The organism is Gelria sp. Kuro-4 (assembly GCF_019668485.1).
In the GTDB taxonomy this organism is placed as follows: domain Bacteria; phylum Bacillota; class DTU030; order DUMP01; family DUMP01; genus DUMP01.
Genome location: NZ_AP024619.1, coordinates 433785 through 450783, shown reverse-complemented (window position 1 = coordinate 450783; position 16999 = coordinate 433785). Strand labels below are relative to the sequence as shown.

The 16999-nt window shown below is 64.6% G+C and carries 21 protein-coding genes and 1 other RNA gene; 21 read left to right on the top strand and 1 reads right to left on the bottom strand.

Translation table 11 applies throughout. From position 1 onward, the window contains the following. Positions 1-17 precede the first annotated feature (17 nt). From ffs to rsmI, 20 genes are all read left to right on the top strand, one after another. An RNA gene (gene ffs, locus K5554_RS02380) (signal recognition particle sRNA large type) lies at positions 18-281 on the top strand. 32 nt (positions 282-313) lie between these two features. Then, complete coding sequence (locus tag K5554_RS02375) at positions 314-472, top strand: hypothetical protein (RefSeq protein ID WP_221039566.1); 159 nt, start codon at positions 314-316, stop codon at positions 470-472. Positions 473-731: 259 nt separating this feature from the next. Next, a complete protein-coding gene (gene dnaX, locus K5554_RS02370) occupies positions 732-2351 on the top strand; it encodes a DNA polymerase III subunit gamma/tau (RefSeq protein WP_221039565.1) in 1620 nt (539 codons plus the stop codon). 5 nt (positions 2352-2356) lie between these two features. After that, positions 2357-2671: a YbaB/EbfC family nucleoid-associated protein gene (locus K5554_RS02365; protein WP_370636937.1), complete on the top strand. Its 315-nt coding sequence runs from the start codon at positions 2357-2359 to the stop codon at positions 2669-2671. Between the two features lie 12 nt (positions 2672-2683). Continuing rightward, positions 2684-3280 carry a recombination mediator RecR gene (recR, locus tag K5554_RS02360; protein ID WP_221039563.1) on the top strand — a complete coding sequence of 199 codons (597 nt, stop codon included), beginning with the start codon at positions 2684-2686 and terminating at the stop codon, positions 3278-3280. A 64-nt stretch (positions 3281-3344) separates the two neighbouring features. Continuing rightward, positions 3345-3620 carry a YaaL family protein gene (locus K5554_RS02355; protein ID WP_221039562.1) on the top strand — a complete coding sequence of 92 codons (276 nt, stop codon included), beginning with the start codon at positions 3345-3347 and terminating at the stop codon, positions 3618-3620. Between the two features lie 86 nt (positions 3621-3706). Next, the gene (locus K5554_RS02350) at positions 3707-3976 is read left to right on the top strand and encodes a pro-sigmaK processing inhibitor BofA family protein (RefSeq protein WP_221039561.1); all 270 of its coding nucleotides are present in this window, start codon (positions 3707-3709) and stop codon (positions 3974-3976) included. A 283-nt stretch (positions 3977-4259) separates the two neighbouring features. Then, positions 4260-4838, top strand: coding sequence for a 2-oxoacid:acceptor oxidoreductase family protein (locus K5554_RS02345; RefSeq protein WP_221039560.1), 579 nt, complete (start codon positions 4260-4262; stop codon positions 4836-4838). Next, positions 4835-5137, top strand: a complete 303-nt coding sequence (locus tag K5554_RS02340; RefSeq protein ID WP_221039559.1) for a 4Fe-4S dicluster domain-containing protein — start codon at positions 4835-4837, stop codon at positions 5135-5137. Before K5554_RS02345 ends, K5554_RS02340 begins: the two co-directional genes overlap by 4 nt. A gap of 19 nt (positions 5138-5156) precedes the next feature. Next, positions 5157-6341: a pyruvate ferredoxin oxidoreductase gene (gene porA / locus K5554_RS02335; RefSeq protein WP_221039558.1), complete on the top strand. Its 1185-nt coding sequence runs from the start codon at positions 5157-5159 to the stop codon at positions 6339-6341. A 13-nt stretch (positions 6342-6354) separates the two neighbouring features. After that, positions 6355-7281 carry a thiamine pyrophosphate-dependent enzyme gene (locus K5554_RS02330; RefSeq protein WP_221039557.1) on the top strand — a complete coding sequence of 309 codons (927 nt, stop codon included), beginning with the start codon at positions 6355-6357 and terminating at the stop codon, positions 7279-7281. A gap of 134 nt (positions 7282-7415) precedes the next feature. Then, positions 7416-7613: a sigma factor G inhibitor Gin gene (locus K5554_RS02325; protein WP_221039556.1), complete on the top strand. Its 198-nt coding sequence runs from the start codon at positions 7416-7418 to the stop codon at positions 7611-7613. Between the two features lie 37 nt (positions 7614-7650). Then, a complete protein-coding gene (locus K5554_RS02320; protein ID WP_221039555.1) occupies positions 7651-9105 on the top strand; it encodes an aminotransferase class I/II-fold pyridoxal phosphate-dependent enzyme in 1455 nt (484 codons plus the stop codon). Positions 9106-9108: 3 nt separating this feature from the next. Further along, positions 9109-9735 (top strand): dTMP kinase, encoded by a 627-nt coding sequence (gene tmk, locus K5554_RS02315; RefSeq protein WP_221039554.1) that lies wholly within the window; start codon positions 9109-9111, stop codon positions 9733-9735. Next, positions 9732-10061 carry a cyclic-di-AMP receptor gene (locus K5554_RS02310; RefSeq protein WP_221039553.1) on the top strand — a complete coding sequence of 110 codons (330 nt, stop codon included), beginning with the start codon at positions 9732-9734 and terminating at the stop codon, positions 10059-10061. The genes tmk and K5554_RS02310 overlap by 4 nt, the downstream gene beginning before the upstream one ends. A gap of 10 nt (positions 10062-10071) precedes the next feature. Then, on the top strand, positions 10072-11061 hold the full coding sequence (holB, locus tag K5554_RS02305) for a DNA polymerase III subunit delta' (RefSeq protein WP_221039552.1): 990 nt from the start codon (positions 10072-10074) through the stop codon (positions 11059-11061). A gap of 16 nt (positions 11062-11077) precedes the next feature. Next, positions 11078-11746, top strand: a complete 669-nt coding sequence (locus K5554_RS02300; RefSeq protein WP_221040491.1) for a stage 0 sporulation family protein — start codon at positions 11078-11080, stop codon at positions 11744-11746. Positions 11747-11828: 82 nt separating this feature from the next. Continuing rightward, positions 11829-12935, top strand: a complete 1107-nt coding sequence (locus K5554_RS02295) for an RnfABCDGE type electron transport complex subunit G (protein WP_221039551.1) — start codon at positions 11829-11831, stop codon at positions 12933-12935. 88 nt (positions 12936-13023) lie between these two features. After that, entirely contained in the window at positions 13024-13305 is a 282-nt protein-coding gene (locus tag K5554_RS02290) for an initiation control protein YabA (protein ID WP_221039550.1), read from the top strand. A 3-nt stretch (positions 13306-13308) separates the two neighbouring features. Continuing rightward, a complete protein-coding gene (gene rsmI, locus K5554_RS02285) occupies positions 13309-14163 on the top strand; it encodes a 16S rRNA (cytidine(1402)-2'-O)-methyltransferase (RefSeq protein WP_221039549.1) in 855 nt (284 codons plus the stop codon). Between the two features lie 99 nt (positions 14164-14262). Here rsmI and K5554_RS02280 read toward each other — a convergent pair whose 3' ends face one another. Beyond that, positions 14263-14514 carry an AbrB/MazE/SpoVT family DNA-binding domain-containing protein gene (locus K5554_RS02280; protein ID WP_221039548.1) on the bottom strand — a complete coding sequence of 84 codons (252 nt, stop codon included), beginning with the start codon at positions 14512-14514 and terminating at the stop codon, positions 14263-14265. A 515-nt stretch (positions 14515-15029) separates the two neighbouring features. Between K5554_RS02280 and metG the strand changes: the two genes are divergently transcribed. Further along, positions 15030-16997: a methionine--tRNA ligase gene (gene metG / locus K5554_RS02275; protein ID WP_370636959.1), complete on the top strand. Its 1968-nt coding sequence runs from the start codon at positions 15030-15032 to the stop codon at positions 16995-16997. The last annotated feature ends 2 nt before the right edge of the window (positions 16998-16999 follow it).

Here is a 16999-nt window from a genome sequence, read left to right as displayed (position 1 = left end):
CTAGGTTTAAGGCTTGGCCGTGCTAGACGGGGAGGTAGCGGTGCCCTGTACCTGCAATCCGCTGGAGCAGGGTCGAATTCCTGCCCGAGGCCTGGTCTTGTGGGGTCCGGCCGCGGTAAGCAGTGAGGAAAGCTGGGTCCTGCGCAACGTAAATTCATGAACCCCGTCAGGCCCGGGAGGGAGCAGCGGTAAGTGAACCCTTGCGTGTGCCGCAGGGAAACCTGGCTGGAGCCGGCTGCCGGGGTAACGCCCGGAAGGCCCTGTCGACGGCAGGTGCACGGCCAGGATTTTTGTACCGTTAAGAGGTTGGATCATGACGATCACGGCTATCAAGATCCTCGCGGTGCTGGGTATGAGTATGCTTGTGTCAGGGCTGGCGATGAAAAGACGCTGGCTGGTATTATTGTCGATTGTTCCGTTGACGGTGGTGCTTTACCATATGGGGCTTCTTTTCGCGATCGGTATGCATTAAGTGGTAGAAAAGTAACAGGCAGTGGGAGAACAAAGCTTTAAGGCAGCCAAGGGTGCTGCCTTTCTTGGTATTTACGGCAGGAGTTTAATTAGAGCGCTGCGAATATTACAGGTGGCACCAGGGAAAAGACTTGAGCTATCCTGAAAAACAACAGCCGCGGCAGCCTCGCGGGAGAAGCAGGGGTGAAAGGCGCCGAAGAGGAAGGCCCAAGTGCCCAAGTGCCGTGCAGCAGCAAGGGGGTCTAGTGGGAGGTGCGCTCATGACTTACCGCGCCCTTTACCGGGCTTGGCGTCCGCAAACCTTCGCTGAGGTGCTGGGACAGGAACACGTCAGCCGCACCCTAAAGAACGCCATTGCCGGCGGGCGGCTGGCCCACGCTTACCTGTTTTGCGGCCCGCGCGGCACGGGGAAAACCAGCATGGCCAAAATCCTGGCCAAGGCCCTAAACTGCGAGCGCGGTCCCACCCCTACGCCGTGCGATCGCTGCGCGCTCTGCACGCGCATCCGTGAGGGCTACTGCCTGGACGTGCTGGAGATGGACGCCGCCTCCAACAGGGGCATCGATGAGATCCGCTCCCTGCGGGACCAGGTGAATCTCACCCCCACGGAGGCCCGCTACAAGGTATACATCATCGACGAGGTACACATGTTAACCGCCGAGGCCTTCAACGCTTTCTTGAAGACCCTGGAGGAACCGCCGCCGCGCGTGGTCTTTATCCTGGCCACCACCGAGCCGGAGCGCATCCCGGCCACCATCCTCTCGCGTTGCCAGCGCTTTGATTTCCACCGCCTCAGCCCGGAGACCATCCGCACCCGCCTGGAGCGGGTGGCGGCGGCGGAAGGCCTTGAGCTCGAGCCGCGCACGCTGGGGCTTATCGCACGCTCGGCCGAGGGCAGCCTACGCGATGCCTTGGGGCTCCTGGACCAGTGCATCTCCTTCAGCGGCCGTACCATCCACCATGCGGATGTACTGGAGCTTTTGGGCGCTCCCCCCGGCGAGACCCTGGCGGGAATCATCGCCGCCCTGGGCCGCCGGGATGCGGGGCGCGTCCTGGAGCTTTTGGCCGCCTTGCGGAATGCGGGCGGCGACCCGCGGCTTTTCCTTAAGGACCTGCTCCTCTGGCTGCGCAACCTGCTGCTCCTTAAGGTGTGCCACGATGCGGGAGCGCTCCTTTCGCTCAGTCCGGAGGAGGTAACGGACCTGAAAAAGGCGGCGGGCGACTGGCCGGCCGCGCGGGTGCAGCAGGCCCTCGCGGAGCTCGGTAGCGAGGAGGGCACGCTGCGCTGGTCCGCCCAGCCCTGGATTGTGCTCGAAACGGCCTTGACCGGCCTTTGCCTCGCGGGGGAAGCGGAAGCTGCGGCCGCCCCCGCCCCCCCGGCCCGCGCGGACCAGGCGGGCCCTGCAGCCTCGGCGCCGCCCGCCCCCGCACCGGCCCCGGAGGCCCTTGCGGCCGGTGGCGGGGCAGCGTGCGTGCCCCGTAAGGAGAGCGCCGGGGGTGCGGTAACGCTGGACGCTGTACAGGCGGCCTGGCCGCGCATCCTGGAGGAGATCAAGGCCCACGGGCCGGCGCTGGAGGCCGTGTGGCGCTACGGGCAGCCGACGGCGCTGGCCGACGGCCGGCTGGCGGTGTCCTTTACCGCGGAGGGCATTAAGAACGTAGCTGCGCAGCCGGAGAAGACGGCGGCCTTGGAGGCGGCTCTTCTGGCGGTACTCAAGGTGCCGCTTAAGGTGCAGGCGGGGGCCGAAGCGGCGCCTGTGGCCGCCTCCCGGCGTGAGGGCGGGGGGACGGCGGCGGAAGAGCCGCCGGGCGTGCGGGAAGCCCGCGCGCTCTTTGGCGCGGACAAGGTGACTATTCAAGATGAGGAAGAGAAGGAGTGACGGCCATGGGCATGGGTAACATGAACAAACTGCTTAAACAGGCACAGAAGATGCAGGCCGAGATGGCCCGGGTGCAGGAGGAGGTGGCCGCGCGTACGGTGGAAGCCAGCGCCGGCGGCGGGGCGGTTACCGTAACGGTCAACGGGCGGCCGGAGGTCGTGGCGGTGAAAATCGACCCGGCGGCGGTGGACCCGGACGACCTGGAGATGCTCCAGGATCTGATTGCGGCCGCCACCAACGAGGCCCTGCGCAAGGCCACCGCGATGCTCACCGAGGCTATGTCCCGCTTCACCGGGGGCCTGGGGCTGCCGGGATTCTAGGGAGAGCCGAACATGTACTATCCTGAACCCATGGCACGGCTGATTGAGGAGCTGCGCAAGCTTCCCGGCATCGGCCCGCGCAGCGCGCAACGCCTGGCCTTCCACCTGCTGGATTCACCGGCGGAGGCGGTGAAGCGCTTAGTGGGGGCCATCGCCGAAGCCAGGGAAAAGGTGCGGCACTGCTCCGTGTGCGGCAACCTGGCCACCTCCGACCCGTGCGGCATTTGCACCGGGCCGGGGCGCGACCACAGCGTCATCTGCGTAGTGCAGGAGCCGCGGGATGTGGTGGCCATGGAAAAGACGCATGAGTACAAGGGTCTGTACCACGTGCTGGGCGGGGCGATCTCCCCCATGGAGGGGATCGGTCCCGACGAACTCAGGGTTAAGGAACTTCTGGCCCGCTTGGGAAGCGGGGAGGTAAAAGAGGTTATTCTGGCCACCGACCTGAATGTGGAAGGCGAGGTTACAGCTGCTTACCTGGCTCGGCTCCTTAAACCGCTGGGCGTGAAGGCCACCCGCCTGGCGCACGGCCTGCCGGTGGGCGGGGACCTGGAGTACGCCGACGAGGTGACGCTGGCCAAGGCCCTGGAAGGGCGGCGCGAGCTGTAGAGGTATGGGTGTGTTCCCTCCTGGTTATCCTGAAGAAAGGAAAGAAAACCCAGGAGGGGAAAACATGGATGCGCGTCTCGAGGAAAACCTTAAGGCCGTTTTAGCCAAAGCTGCTACCCTGGCGGCGGGCTTTTTCGAGCCGCCGCGGACGGCACTGCCGGTTACGGACCTTTACACCGCGGTGGAGGAGGCCAAGGCCGATTGGGTGGCGGCGCGCCAGTATTTCGAGACCGTTACCGACCCGGACCTTATCGACTTCGCCATCTTTAACCTGGAGGCGGCCGAGCGGCGCTACACCTACCTTCTCAAGCAGGCGCGGGCCTGCGGGGGAACAGGTTGAGGCCGGCTGAGACATATTTTCCTGCCCCGGGCCGTATACTCTGTTAGACAGGTTGTGCGGCCCGCTGCCGCCGGGGAGGGGTTTCCGTGGATCTCAACATCAACATCATCATCGCCTACGCCTTCGGGCTCTTTCTGCTTTATTTGATCGCCCGCCTGCTCCTGGTGCCGCTGAAGATACTCCTGCGGCTCCTTTACAACGGCCTTATCGGCGGCGTGGTGCTCTGGGTGGTAAACCTGGTGGGCGGCTACTTCGGCCTCTTTATCCCGATTAACCCCATCACCGCCTTGGTGGCCGGCTTTTTGGGCGTCCCGGGGGTGGTTCTCCTCGTTTTGCTGCAGTTCCTGCGCGTGTAGGGCCCACCCCCTCGACCGCCCTGCCAGATGCGTGACAATTTTCCTTGACGCCCAGTCCGCTTGTTTGGTATACTTGAATACGGGCACCTGGGCGTAAGGTGTGTATACTGTATTCACCCACCCCCGCGAGGGGTTTTTTTGCTTTCCAGTGTTATACTACAGCCGGACGGAAGCTCAGCCTCCTTACGCGGCCGGCCCAAAGGAGGTGGGGAGCACGGAAGGGGCCTCAGCGTTGGGAAGGGCTAGGAAGAGTGCCTTCGAGCACGGAGGAAGGAGGATATTTATGGCAAAGCTTCTCGAGATTCGCTGGCACGGCCGCGGTGGCCAAGGTGCCAAGACGGCGGCCCAGCTCCTGGCGGAAGCAGCCTCGTCGGTGGGCAAGTACATTCAGGGGTTCCCGGAGTACGGTCCGGAGCGGATGGGTGCACCGGTGCTCGCCTTTACGCGGATCAGCGACGAGCCCATCGATGTCCACTGTCATGTGACCGAGCCCCAGATCGTGGTGGTGCTGGATCCCACCCTGTTGGCCAAAGGTGATGTCACCGCGGGCGTACCCGAAGATGGAATCATCCTCATCAACACCGACCGTACCCCCGCCGAGATGCGCCGGGCCATGAAGCTCAGCGGCCGCAAGGTGTACACGGTAAATGCCAGCCGCATTGCCGAAGAAACCATCGGCCGGCCCATTCCTAACACCCCCCTCATGGGCGCCCTCATTAAGGTGACAGGGATTATGAACCTGGATGCCCTGCTCGAGGATACCCAGAAAAAGCTGTCCAAGAAGTTTGCCGGTCGCCCCGAAGTGGTGGAGGGCAACCTCAAGGCCGTGCGGCGGGCGTACGAGGAGGTGCAGGGAGAGTGAGCAAGCTCCTTACCTGGAAGGAAGTACCCAAGGCGGCCTGGATTGAAAAACCCGGCAATGCCGCGGACTACGAGACCGGCGACTGGCGCTCCATCAAGCCGATCTGGAACGCACAAAGCTGCATCCACTGCCTGCGCTGCTGGGTGTTCTGCCCGGATGCGTCCATTATGACCCAGGACGGCAAGGTGATCGGCATCGATTACAAGCACTGCAAAGGCTGCGGCATCTGCGCCAACGAGTGCCCGGCGAAGCCGAAGGCCCTGGAAATGGTGAACGAGAGCGACAGCGGCGATAAGTAACCGGAAGGGAGGAAGAGGAATGCAAGAGAGAATTGCCCTGACCGGCAATGAAGCCATGGCCCTGGCCATGAAGCAGATCAACCCGGACGTCGTCGCCGCGTACCCCATTACGCCGCAGACGGAAATCGTTCAGATCTTCTCCAACTACGTGGCCAACGGTCAGGTAAAGACGGAATTTATTACGGTCGAAAGCGAACACTCCGCCATGAGCGCCACCGTCGGTGCGGCGGCCAGCGGCGTGCGGGCCATGACGGCGACCTCCTCGCAGGGCCTGGCCCTGATGTGGGAAGTGGTTTACATTGCGGCCTCCAACCAACTACCCATCGTGATGCCGGTGGTGAACCGGGCCCTCTCCGGCCCCATCAACATCCACGGTGATCACAGCGACACCATGGGCGCCCGCGACTCGGGCTGGATTCAGATCTACTCGGAGAACACGCAGGAGGCGTACGATAACCTCATCCAGGCCGTGCGCATCGCCGAGCACCCGGGCGTCCTTCTCCCCGCCATGGTGATGATGGACGGCTTCATCATCAGCCACGCCATGGAGAACCTTAAGATCCTGTCCGACCAGGACGTGCAGAAGTTTATCGGCGAGTTTAAACCGCACCGGCCTTCCCTCCTCGATGTTGACCACCCGGTTACGGTAGGCCCGCTGGCCCTGTACGACTACTACATGGAGTTCAAGCGGCAGCAGGCGGCGGCCATGGCCGGGGCGAAGCCGGTGATCCTTCAGGTGGCAAAGGAGTACGCCGAGCTCACCGGCCGCCGGTACGGCCTCTTCGACACCTACAAGCTCGACGATGCCGAACTGGCCATTGTGGTGCTTTCTTCTACGGCCGGCACGGCCCGCCTGGTGGTGGACGAGCTCCGGGAGCAGGGCGTCAAGGCCGGGCTGCTCAAGCTGCGCGTCTTCCGTCCCTTCCCGCACGAGGAGCTGGCCGCTGCCCTGGGCGATCGCAAAGCCGTCGCTGTTCTGGACCGGGCCGACAGCTACAGCGGTTTCGGCGGGCCCCTCTTCACCGAGGTGCGGGCCGCCATGTACGATGCCAAGCAGCGCCCGCCGGTGGTGGACTACATCTACGGCCTGGGCGGCCGCGACGTGAACCTGGATCACATCCGCAAGGTCTACCAGGATCTGGCCGAGATTGCCCGCACGGGTGCGGCGGTCCAAACCGTCAACTACCTGGGTGTGCGGGAATAGGAGGTGGCAGTAGATGGCTAATCTCAAACAACTCTCGGAGCACGAGGGATTCTTCACCCCCGGACATCGCATGTGCGCGGGTTGTGTAGCCCCCGTAGTGGTCCGGCAGGTAGCCATGGCCGCCGGGGACACGCCCGTGGTGGTGGCCAACGCCACCGGCTGCCTGGAAGTGGCCAGCACTATTTTTCCTTACACCGCCTGGCGCTGCTCCTGGATTCACAACGCCTTTGAGAACACGTCGGCGACCTTAAGCGGCGTGGAGACGGCTTACCGGTCGCTCAAAAAGCAGGGCAAGATCGATAAAGAGGTTAAGTTCATCGCCTTCGGCGGCGACGGCGGTACCTACGATATCGGCCTGCAGTCCCTGTCCGGTGCCATGGAACGCGGCCACAACATCGTGTATGTCTGCTATGACAACGGCGCCTACATGAACACCGGCATTCAGCGCTCCAGCGCGACGCCGCAGTTTGCCGACACCACCACCAGCCCGGCCGGCAAAGTCATCCCAGGGAAGGTACAGTGGCGCAAGGATCTCGCGGCCATCATGGCGGCCCACAACATCCCCTACGTGGCGCAGGCGGCGCCCAGCCACTTCAACGACCTCATCGCCAAGGTGCAAAAGGCCCTGGCGGTGGACGGGCCGGCCTTTATCAACGCCATGGCCCCCTGCCCGCGCGGCTGGCGGTACGATACCCGGGAGGGCATCGAGATGACCCGCCTGGCGGTGGAGACCTGCTACTGGCCGCTCTACGAGGTGGAGAACGGCGAGTGGCGCCTCACCTATAAGCCGCGCGAAAAGAAGCCCCTCGTCGAGTGGCTGAAGAAGCAGGGTCGCTTCCGCCACCTGTTCACCGAGGCGAACAAACCGCTCCTTGAGGAGTTCCAGCGGCGCGTCGACCAGGAGTGGGAGAAGCTCCTGAAGCGCTGCGGCGAGGCGTAAGGAACCCTGAACGCGAGGCGCCGGTAAACCGGCGCCTTTTTTTCACGTCGCAGGCGAAGCAGCATAGACTAGAACAAACAGCAGGAATCGGCGCTACGGTGCCGAAACTTATCCCAGGCAGGTGACGTGCTATGGTGGCCGCTGCTGAAAGCACAAAAGCCGCCCCGGCTGCCTGCGGCCCCTGCATCATCTGCGCCGCTGCCGGCGAAGAGGGGCTTTCCATCCGGGGATGCTACATCTGTGAACGCTGCGAAGCCAGAATTGTCCGGCTTCAGGCCGGCGACCGGGAGTACGACTTCTTTCGCGAACGCCTCAAACTTCTCTGGGCGTAGTTTCCCTGTACATCGGCGCGGAGGGACGGTATAATAAGTGCAGAGACAGGAAAGGGCACCCCTTTGGGAAGCGCTGGTGGCACACGTGCGTCACGGCTATGCCGCCTTTCACGTCCCCGGACACAAAGGGGGGCGGGGGGCGCCGCCGGAGCTGGGCGCGGCGTGGGGCCGGCCTGTCTTCAAGTATGATCTTACGGAACTACCGGGTTTAGACAACCTGCATGCGCCGGCGGGGGCCGTCCGGGCGGCCCAAGAGCTGGCGGCGGAGCTTTACGGCGCCCGGGCGACGTTTTTTCTGGTGGGCGGAACAACGGCCGGGCTAGTGGCGGCGGTTTTGGCCGCTACCCGCCCGGGGCAGCGCATTCTCCTACCACGGCACGCCCACCGCTCGCTCCTTGCGGCCACAATCCTGGCCGACCTGGAGCCGGTTTTTTATCCCGTCGAGGTGGACAAGGAGTGGGGCCTCCCGGGCGGCTGGGACGAGACGGCCGTGGAAGCGCTCATCCGGCAGACGCCGGGTGCAGCCGCCCTGGTGCTGGTCCATCCCACCTATCACGGCCTGGTCGGCCCGGCCCGGGAGCTTATTGCAGCGGCACAGGCCGCCGGACTTACCGTAATTGCCGACGAGGCGCACGGGCCGCACTTCTACCTGCACCCGGAGCTGCCGCCGGGGGCCCTTACCCTGGGTGCCGACCTGGCGGCCCAGAGCACGCATAAGCTCCTGGGCTCGCTCACGCAGAGCTCCTGGCTGCACCTGGGCGGCGGGCGGGTGCCGGCGGCGGCCGTGGCGGAGGCGCTGCGCTGGGTGGAGAGCTCCAGCCCTTCTTATCTTCTTTTGGCTTCGCTGGACCTGGCCCGGCGGCAGGCCGCCCGTAACGGGCGTGCGGCCTGGCAAAGGGCGCTGGAGCTTGCCCGGATGGTGCGCAGCGGCGCGGCCCGCCTTCCCGGGCTGGCCTGCCTGGAGGCTGCGGGCTGGCCGGGTGTGACGGGGCAGGACTTGTGCAAGCTGACCGTGCGTGTGTCCGGCCTGGGGCTTACCGGGCGGGAGGCCGCTTGTTACCTGCGGCGGGCGCACGGGATTCAGGCGGAGCTGGCCGATCTGAGGACGGTGCTGTTTGTCCTTACGCCGGCGGACGGCGAAAAAGACGGGGAAAGGCTGCTTACGGCCCTGGCGGCCCTGGCGCGGGAACGCCGGGGTGAGAAGGCGCGGGTGGGGGAGCTCCCCGAACTTCCCCGCCCGGTCCAGCGACTGCGGCCGCGCGCGGCGGCCTTCGCGCCCAAAGCGTACCTGCCCTGGCGAGCGGCGCGCGGGCGGGTGGCGGCGCGGGCGGTGGTGCCCTATCCGCCGGGCGTCCCCCTCGCCTGGCCGGGGGAAGAGCTGACGCCGGAGGTGCTGGCGGCCGGCGAGGCCCTGCAAGCAGCGGGCACTGAGCTACACGGACTGACACCGGGAGAGGGCGGTGAGCCCCTGGTGGCGGTGGTGGAGGAATGATGCTTGTTTATCACGGTGGAGGGGATTGATGGCTGCGGCAAGACCACCCAGCTGGAACTTTTGGCTGAGTGGCTCAGGGAGCAGGGGGAGGAGCCCGTGCTGACGCGCGAGCCGGGCGGTACCTGGCTCAGCGAGGAAATCCGGCGCCTTCTCCTCAGGCCGGGGCCGGAGCCGGTGAGCGCCGTAGCGGAGCTTCTCCTCTACGCGGCCGCCCGCGCCGAGCACGTGGCCAGGGTGATCCGGCCGGCCCTGGCGGCCGGGCGGCTGGTGCTTGCCGATCGCTACAGCGATTCCACCCTGGCCTACCAGGTGGCAGGCCGGGGCCTGGAGCGCTCCTGGGCGGAGGCAGTACTGGCCGGGGCCACCGGGGGGCTGAGGCCGGACCTGACTTTCCTCTTCGATCTTGCTCCCGAGCAGGCGCTGGCGCGCGCAGCACGGGCGGACCGGTTGGAGCAGGAAGATCTGGCCTTTTTTGAGCGCGTGCGGGCGGGGTACCTGGCCATCGCCCGGGCCGAACCGGAACGCGTGGTTGTTATCGACAGCAATGGGCCGGTGGCCGCGATCCAGGCCCAGGTGCGGCGGCTTGTCGCCGCGAGGTTGGCACAAGCCCGAAGGGAGGGCGACAGATGAAACTGATCATCGCCGTGGTTCAGGATCAAGACGCCGGCCGGCTGCTGGAAAAACTCCTGGCCGCCGGCCAGCGCGCCACGCGCCTGGCCACCACGGGCGGGTTCCTGCGCCAGGGCAATACCACCCTGCTCATCGGTATGGAGGATGAAAAGGTGGGGGAAGCGCTGAAGCTCATCGAGGAAACCTGCCGCTCCCGCACCCAGGTGGTGACCCCCTGGGTACCGCTGGGCGGGTCGGTGGACAGCTACGTCCCCTACCCGGTGGAGGTTACTGTGGGTGGGGCCACTGTCTTCGTTCTCAGCGTTGAGGATTTCCACAAGCTGTGAAGTAGCTATGGTGTGGGAAGAGAGTGAACAAAGGGCGGCGCGCCGGTTGCTGACGGGCGCCGTGGCCGCCGGCCGCGTTGCCCATGCCTACCTTTTCCTCGGCCCGGACGGGCGGGGGAAGGAGGAGGCGGCCCGCTGGCTGGCCCAGGCCTTGAACTGCGAAACCGGCCCGGGTACGCCCTGCGGCCGCTGCCGCAGCTGCCACCTCATCGCGGCGGGGACGCACCCGGACGTACGGACTTTTGCCCCCAGTGGGCGTTACCTGCGGCTGGAGGATGTGCGGGCGCTCTGCCGCGCGGTGGGCAATTCTCCCCTGGTCGGCCGGGCCAAGGTATACCTCGTAAAAGAGGCGGATAAACTTTTGCCGGAGGCGGCCAACCACCTCCTTAAGGTACTGGAAGAGCCACCGGCGGATACCTTTTTCCTCCTCAGCGCGGAGCGACCGTATGCGCTGATGCCTACCGTTGTCTCGCGCTGCCAAGTGGTGCCGTTTCACCCTTTGCCGCCGGAAAAGGCGGCAGAGTTGCTGGTGGCGGAGGGCCACGCGCCGCAGCTGGCCCACCGGGCGGCCTACCTGGCGGGCGGGGATGTAAAAGCGGCGGCGGGCTGGCTGGAGGAGGAAGGGCGCCGTGCCCAGGAGACTTTTTTGGCGCTGGCGCCGCGTCTTCCCGCCGGCCGAGGTGCTTTGGTGACGGCGGCGGAGGCCTTCGCCCAGGACGCCGGCCGGTTTCTAACCCTTTTGGGTGCCTGGTACCGCGATCTTCTGGTGTGGCTTACCGGGTGCCGTGACCTCATCTGCTTTCAAGGGGCCGAAGCGGCCATCGACCGGGTGGCGGCCTTCTATCGGCCGGTGGAGTTGGTGCGCGCCAACCAGGCCATTGAAAAGGCGGCGCGCCGGTTTTCCGGGCGCAGCAATGTCAATGTGCGCCTGGCTTTCGAGGCGCTCCTGGTGGAACTTATCGTCGCCGCGGGGACGGACAGGTGGCCGCAGCGGCGCTAAAGGAGGCGAAGGTGCTATCCAACGCGTGGTGGGAGTCCGCTTTAAGAAGGCGGGCAAAATATACTATTTTGACCCGGGAGAACTCGAGCTGCCGCAGGGCAGTCATGTGATAGTGGAGACGGCGCGCGGGGTGGAGTTCGGCGAGGTGGTGATGGCCCCGCGCGAGGTACCCGATGAAGATGTGGTGGCCCCTCTGAAACAGGTGATGCGGGCGGCCACCCCGGAAGACCGGCAGCAGGTCAAGGAGAACAAGGCCCGGGAGAAGGAAGCCTTTAAGATCTGCCAGGCGAAGATCGCCGCCCACGGCCTGCCCATGAAACTGGTTGATGTGGAGTACACCTTCGACCGTTCCAAAATCATCTTTTACTTTACGGCGGAAGGCCGCGTTGACTTTCGGGAGCTGGTGCGCGACCTGGCCTCGGTTTTTCGCACGCGCATTGAACTGAGGCAGATTGGTGTGCGCGATGAGGCAAAACTTTTGGGCGGGCTAGGGCCCTGCGGGCGCGTCTGTTGCTGCAGCAGCTTTCTGGGCGAATTCCAGCCGGTTTCTATCCGCATGGCCAAGGAGCAGAACCTCTCCCTTAACCCCACCAAGATCTCGGGCCTCTGCGGCCGGCTGATGTGCTGCCTAAAATTTGAAGCAGGCAACGGTGCAGGCAAGGAGTGTGCCAAGAAACGGGAATAACTGCCACCTTGCTTGGCAGGAAGCCCTGCTTTGATGTAGAATACAGTTAAGGTTAAGGATACTGTGGGGGAGGAGAACAACTGTGCAGAGTCCTGTGCGCCTGGGCCTTACGCTGATGCTCCTGTGCGCGCTGGCAGCGGGCCTTCTGGCCTTTACCAACGCCCAAACCGCACCGGTCATCGCAAAAAACGATCAGGCCAAGCTGGAGGCGGCGCTCAAAGAGCTGCTGCCGACGGCTGAAAAGTTCGAGACCACGGAAGAAGACGGCAAGACCTTTTACCAGGGTCTCAAAGGGGACGAAAAGGTGGGCGTGGTCGCTGTTTTCCCGCAAAAAGGCTTCGGCGGCTTCATGAAGCTGATGCTGGGCGTCGACAGCGAGGGTAAGATCACCGGGTTCCGCGTGCTGGAGCATTCCGAAACGCCGGGGTTGGGCGCGCGCATCACCGAGGCCGAGTTCCAGCAGCAGTTTGTCGGTAAGAGCGTGTCCGACCCGTTCCAGGTGGGTAAGGACGTGCAGGCCATCTCCGGCGCCACCATCTCCTCGCGTTCGGTTACCGGCGGCCTGAAGCTCATGGCCGGGGAGATTGAAAAGAAGTTCCTGGCCAAGGAGCAAGCCGCGGTCGACCTCAAGGCGGTTCCCGACGGCAACTACGAGGGTCAGGCGGACGGCTTCGAAGGTCCCATCAAGGTTACCGTTAAGGTGGCCGGCGGCAAGATCGTCGACATCCAGGTGGCCGAACAGCACGAGACCCCCGAGGTGGGCGGCAAGGCCCTGCCTGAGGTGACCCAGCGCGTGGTGCAGGAGCAAAGGCTCAATGTGGATAATGTCAGCGGCGCTACCTTTACCAGCGAAGGTGTGAAGGCGGCGGTGCAGAGCGCGCTCTCCAAGTTTGCCACGGCCGGTCCGGCGGCGGCCGTTGACCTCGGGAAGCTCGCCGACGGGACCTACAAGGGTACGGGCAGCGGCTTCGGCGGCGATATCAACGTGGAAGTCACGGTACAGGGCGGCAAGATCGCGGACATCAAAGTGGACGCCGCACAAGAGACCCCGGAAGTCGGTGGAGCGGCTGTTAAAAAGCTGGTGGAAGAGGTTAAGACCCAGCAAAAGCTCGATGTGGATACGGTGAGCGGGGCCACGTTCTCGAGCCAGGGATTCCTGGATGCCTTAAAGAACGCTCTGCAGAAGTAAGCAGGCCGCAAAACGGGGGGGTTTGGCCCCCCGTTTTTGCACCGGCAAAGGTAGATATGCGCCTGGCGGTAAAGGAGAGGTTCTTAAGATGCAGGGAGAGCAAGGAGATATCGAAGCGCGGCTGGCCTGGCTGGAAAAGCAGCTGGAGATGCTTACGGCGGCGGTGCGGGAGCTCCGCGCCCAGCTTGCGCCGGCGGCGCCAAATGACGTCGCGCCGCAAACACCGCAGGAACGCCAGCAGGTTTTAGGCGAAGGCTATGCCAACCTGGCGCGCCTTTACCAGGAAGGGTACCATATCTGCCCCATGCACTTTGGCAGCCAGCGCGGCGGTGAAGAATGCCTGCTCTGTGCCGCCCTGCTGCGGAGGTAGCCCATGGCCGGCACCCTCTACCTGGTGGGCACCCCCATCGGCAATCTGGAGGACATCAGCCTGCGCGCCCTGCGCATTCTCAAAGAGGCAGACCTGATCCTGGCCGAGGACACGCGGCGCACGCGCAAGCTCCTCAGCCACTACGACATTCATACGCCGCTTAGAAGTTACCACGAGCATAACGAACGCGCTCTGGCGCCGGAGGCCCTCGCCCGGCTGGAGGGCGGCGCGGACCTGGCGCTGGTGACGGACGCCGGCCTGCCGGGCATCTCCGATCCCGGTGCCTTCCTGGTGCAGGCGGCGGCGGCCAGAGGCATACCGGTGGCGGCCGTTCCCGGCCCTACGGCCTTTGCCCTGGCCCTGGTGGTATCGGGCCTTTCCACAGAGCGCTTTGCCTTTTGGGGCTTCCCACCGCGCCAGGGGCGCGAACGGCGGGAGTTTCTGGCCGCGGCCCTGGCCGAGGAAAAGACGGCCATCTTCTATGAAGCGCCGACACGCCTCGCGCGCACCTTGGCGGACCTGGCGGAGCTGGCGCCGGCGCGGCGTGCGGCGGTGGTGCGCGAGCTCACCAAGGCGCACGAGGAGGTTTGCCGCGGCGTCCTGGCCGAGCTGGCAACGACCTTCGCCGACCGGGAGGTGAAGGGGGAGATCTGCCTGGTGGTGGCCGGGCGGCCGGCAGGGGAGCAAGAGGGGACGGCGGCGCGGCTGGAAGCGGACCCCGTTCGCCTGGTGGAGGACCTGCTGCGCCAGGGCTGGGAGCGCAAGGAGGCCCTGCGCGAGGCGGCGCGGCGCTCGGGGCTCTCCCGCCGGGCGGTTTACAGCGCCTGGGTAGCCAAGAAGGAAAAGGGCTCCCTGTAGGCCGGGGAGAAACCCAAACAAAAAAGGGCAACAGCTGCGTGTTGCCCGGGAGACTCTGCCGCCCAGCAGAGAGCTTACCTTATCTGTTAGACAGATCTGTTAGACAGCCTTCGCCTGCATGGCGTGCAGGCAGGCCTGGCAGACGTTCTTCCCGCGAAAACTGACAACGTCTTCGGCGCTGCCGCAGAAAACACAAGCCGGTTCGTACTTCCGCAGGATGATCTTATCAGCGTCCACGTAGATCTCTAGGGCGTCGCGCTCCGCTATATCCAGCGTACGGCGCAGTTCGATAGGAATAACGACCCGCCCCAGTTCGTCTACCTTCCGCACTATTCCCGTTGACTTAATCATGGTTCTCTCCTTCTCCCTCCCTTTCGACAACCTTTTACAAGTAAAGTATACCAAGGATGGCAATTAAAGTCAACCGGGTAGATAAAATTTCACACAGGAAGTATGCGTCGGAGGGAAGGAGGACCCCATCGCCAGTCCTAGAGCACCTAGGCTTTAGACATAGGACTGGAGTGCCCGGGCGGCGCAACTTGACAACGGAGAAAAAATCGATTAAAGTGGATGGCAAGATAAAGGCGATGCAGGGGAAGAGTAGGCAGCGGGCGAGCCTAAGAGAGCCGGGGAAGGTGCGAGCCGGTGCTCGGAAAACTGCCGAACATGGCCCCGAAGCCGCGGGTGGAAAGCCTGGCACGGCCGGGCGAGTACGCTGCGCCGGGCCCCGTAGGGGGAAGGCAACCGTTACCTTGCCGGGGTATAAGGCTGCGGCCTTGTACCTCACGAGGCGCGGCCGCAAAGCCGCGCGAACTGGGGTGGTACCGCGAGGAAATCCCTTGCCCCTGGCTGAGCCGGGGCAGGGGATTTTTTATACAAAGGAGGGTAAGCACCGAGTGACAGCGAAAACCTTTTACCTGACAACGCCCATCTACTACCCGAGCGACAAGCTGCACATCGGCCATGCCTACACCACCGTGGCCGCCGATGCGCTGGCGCGTTTCAAGCGCCATCAGGGCTACGACGTGATGTTCCTCACCGGCAGCGACGAACACGGGCAAAAGATTGAACGTATCGCCCGGGAACACGGCGTTGCCCCCATCGAGTACGTGGACAAGATTGTGGCCGGCATCAAGCAACTGTGGAAAACGCTCGACATCAGCTATGATGACTTCATCCGCACCACCGAGGAGCGCCACGTCAAGGCGGTGCAGACCATCTTCCAGCGCCTTTACGACCACGGGGACATCTACAAGGCCGAGTACGCGGGTTGGTACTGTGTGCCCTGCGAGACCTTCTGGACGGAGCGCCAGGCGGGGGCCGGGCATGTCTGCCCCGACTGCGGCCGGCCGGTGGAGCTGGTCAAGGAGGAGAGCTACTTCTTCCGCCTCTCCAAGTACGCCGACCGCTGGCTGAAGTTCATTGAAGAGAACCCGGACTTCATCCAGCCGCCCTCGCGCAAAAACGAGATGGTCAGCTTCGTCAAGCAGGGCCTGGAGGATCTGTGCGTCTCCCGCACCACCTTCGACTGGGGTATCCCCGTACCCTGGGACCCGAAGCACGTTATCTACGTGTGGGTTGACGCCCTTTCCAACTATATCACCGCCCTGGGCTACGCGTCGGCGGACGAGAGCAAGTTCCAGCGTTACTGGCCGGCCGACCTGCACCTGGTGGGGAAGGAGATTGTCCGCTTCCACACCATTATCTGGCCCATGATGCTGATGGCGCTGGATCTGCCGCTTCCGAAAAAGGTGTTCGGCCACGGCTGGCTGGTGCTGGAAGGGGGCAAGATGTCCAAGTCCAAGGGCAACGTGGTGGATCCGCTGGTCCTGGTGGATAAGTACGGGGTGGATGCCGTCCGCTACTTTCTCCTTCGGGAGATCCCCTTCGGCGCCGACGGTTTTTACTCCGAAGCGGCCCTGGTGAAGCGTATCAATTCCGACCTGGCCAACGACTTGGGGAATCTCCTTTACCGCACGCTCACCATGCTGGAGAAGTACTTCGACGGGCGCGTGCCGGCGCCGGGGCCGGAGGAGGGACCGGACGCCGAGCTGAAAGCGGTGGCGCAAGCGGCGGGCGCCGACGCGGAGGCCGCCATGGACCGCCTGGAGATCAGCGCCGCGCTCGAGGCCATCTGGGAGCTGGTGAAGCGGGCCAACAAGTACATCGACGAAGTGGCACCCTGGACACTGGCCCGCGAGGGTAAAAGCGAGCGGCTGGCCACGGTGATGTACAACCTGGCCGAAGCCCTGCGCACCTTGGCTGTGATGCTCGTTCCCTACCTTACCCACACTCCGGGCGCCGTCTGGCGGCAGCTGGGTCTCGCCGGCAGCCCGGCCGATGCCGGCTGGCAGGCGGCGCGCCGGTGGGGCCTGCTCACCCCGGGGGTGCAAACCCGCCGCGGCGCCCCGCTCTTCCCCCGTATTGAAACCGTTAAAGCCGAAAAGGAGGAGAGAAAACAAGTGAGTACAGAAGCTGCGGCCCCGGCGGCCGCAGAAAAGATCAGCATCGACCAGTTCGCCCAGGTGCAGCTGAAGGTGGCCGAAGTGCTGGCCGCCGAACGCGTACCCAAGTCCAAGAAGCTCATCCGCCTGGAGATCGCCCTGGGCGGGGAGCGGCGCCAGATCCTGGCCGGCATCGGCCGCTCCTATACACCGGAGGAGCTGGTCGGGAAAAAGATCGTCGTGGTGGCGAACCTTAAGCCGGCCAAGCTCATGGGGTACGAGTCCAACGGCATGCTGCTCGCCGCCAGCATCCCCGGCGAGGGCGAGGAGGAGAGCATCTCCGTGCTCACCGTAGACCGGGATATCGCAAGCGGCGCCCGCATCAGGTAAAG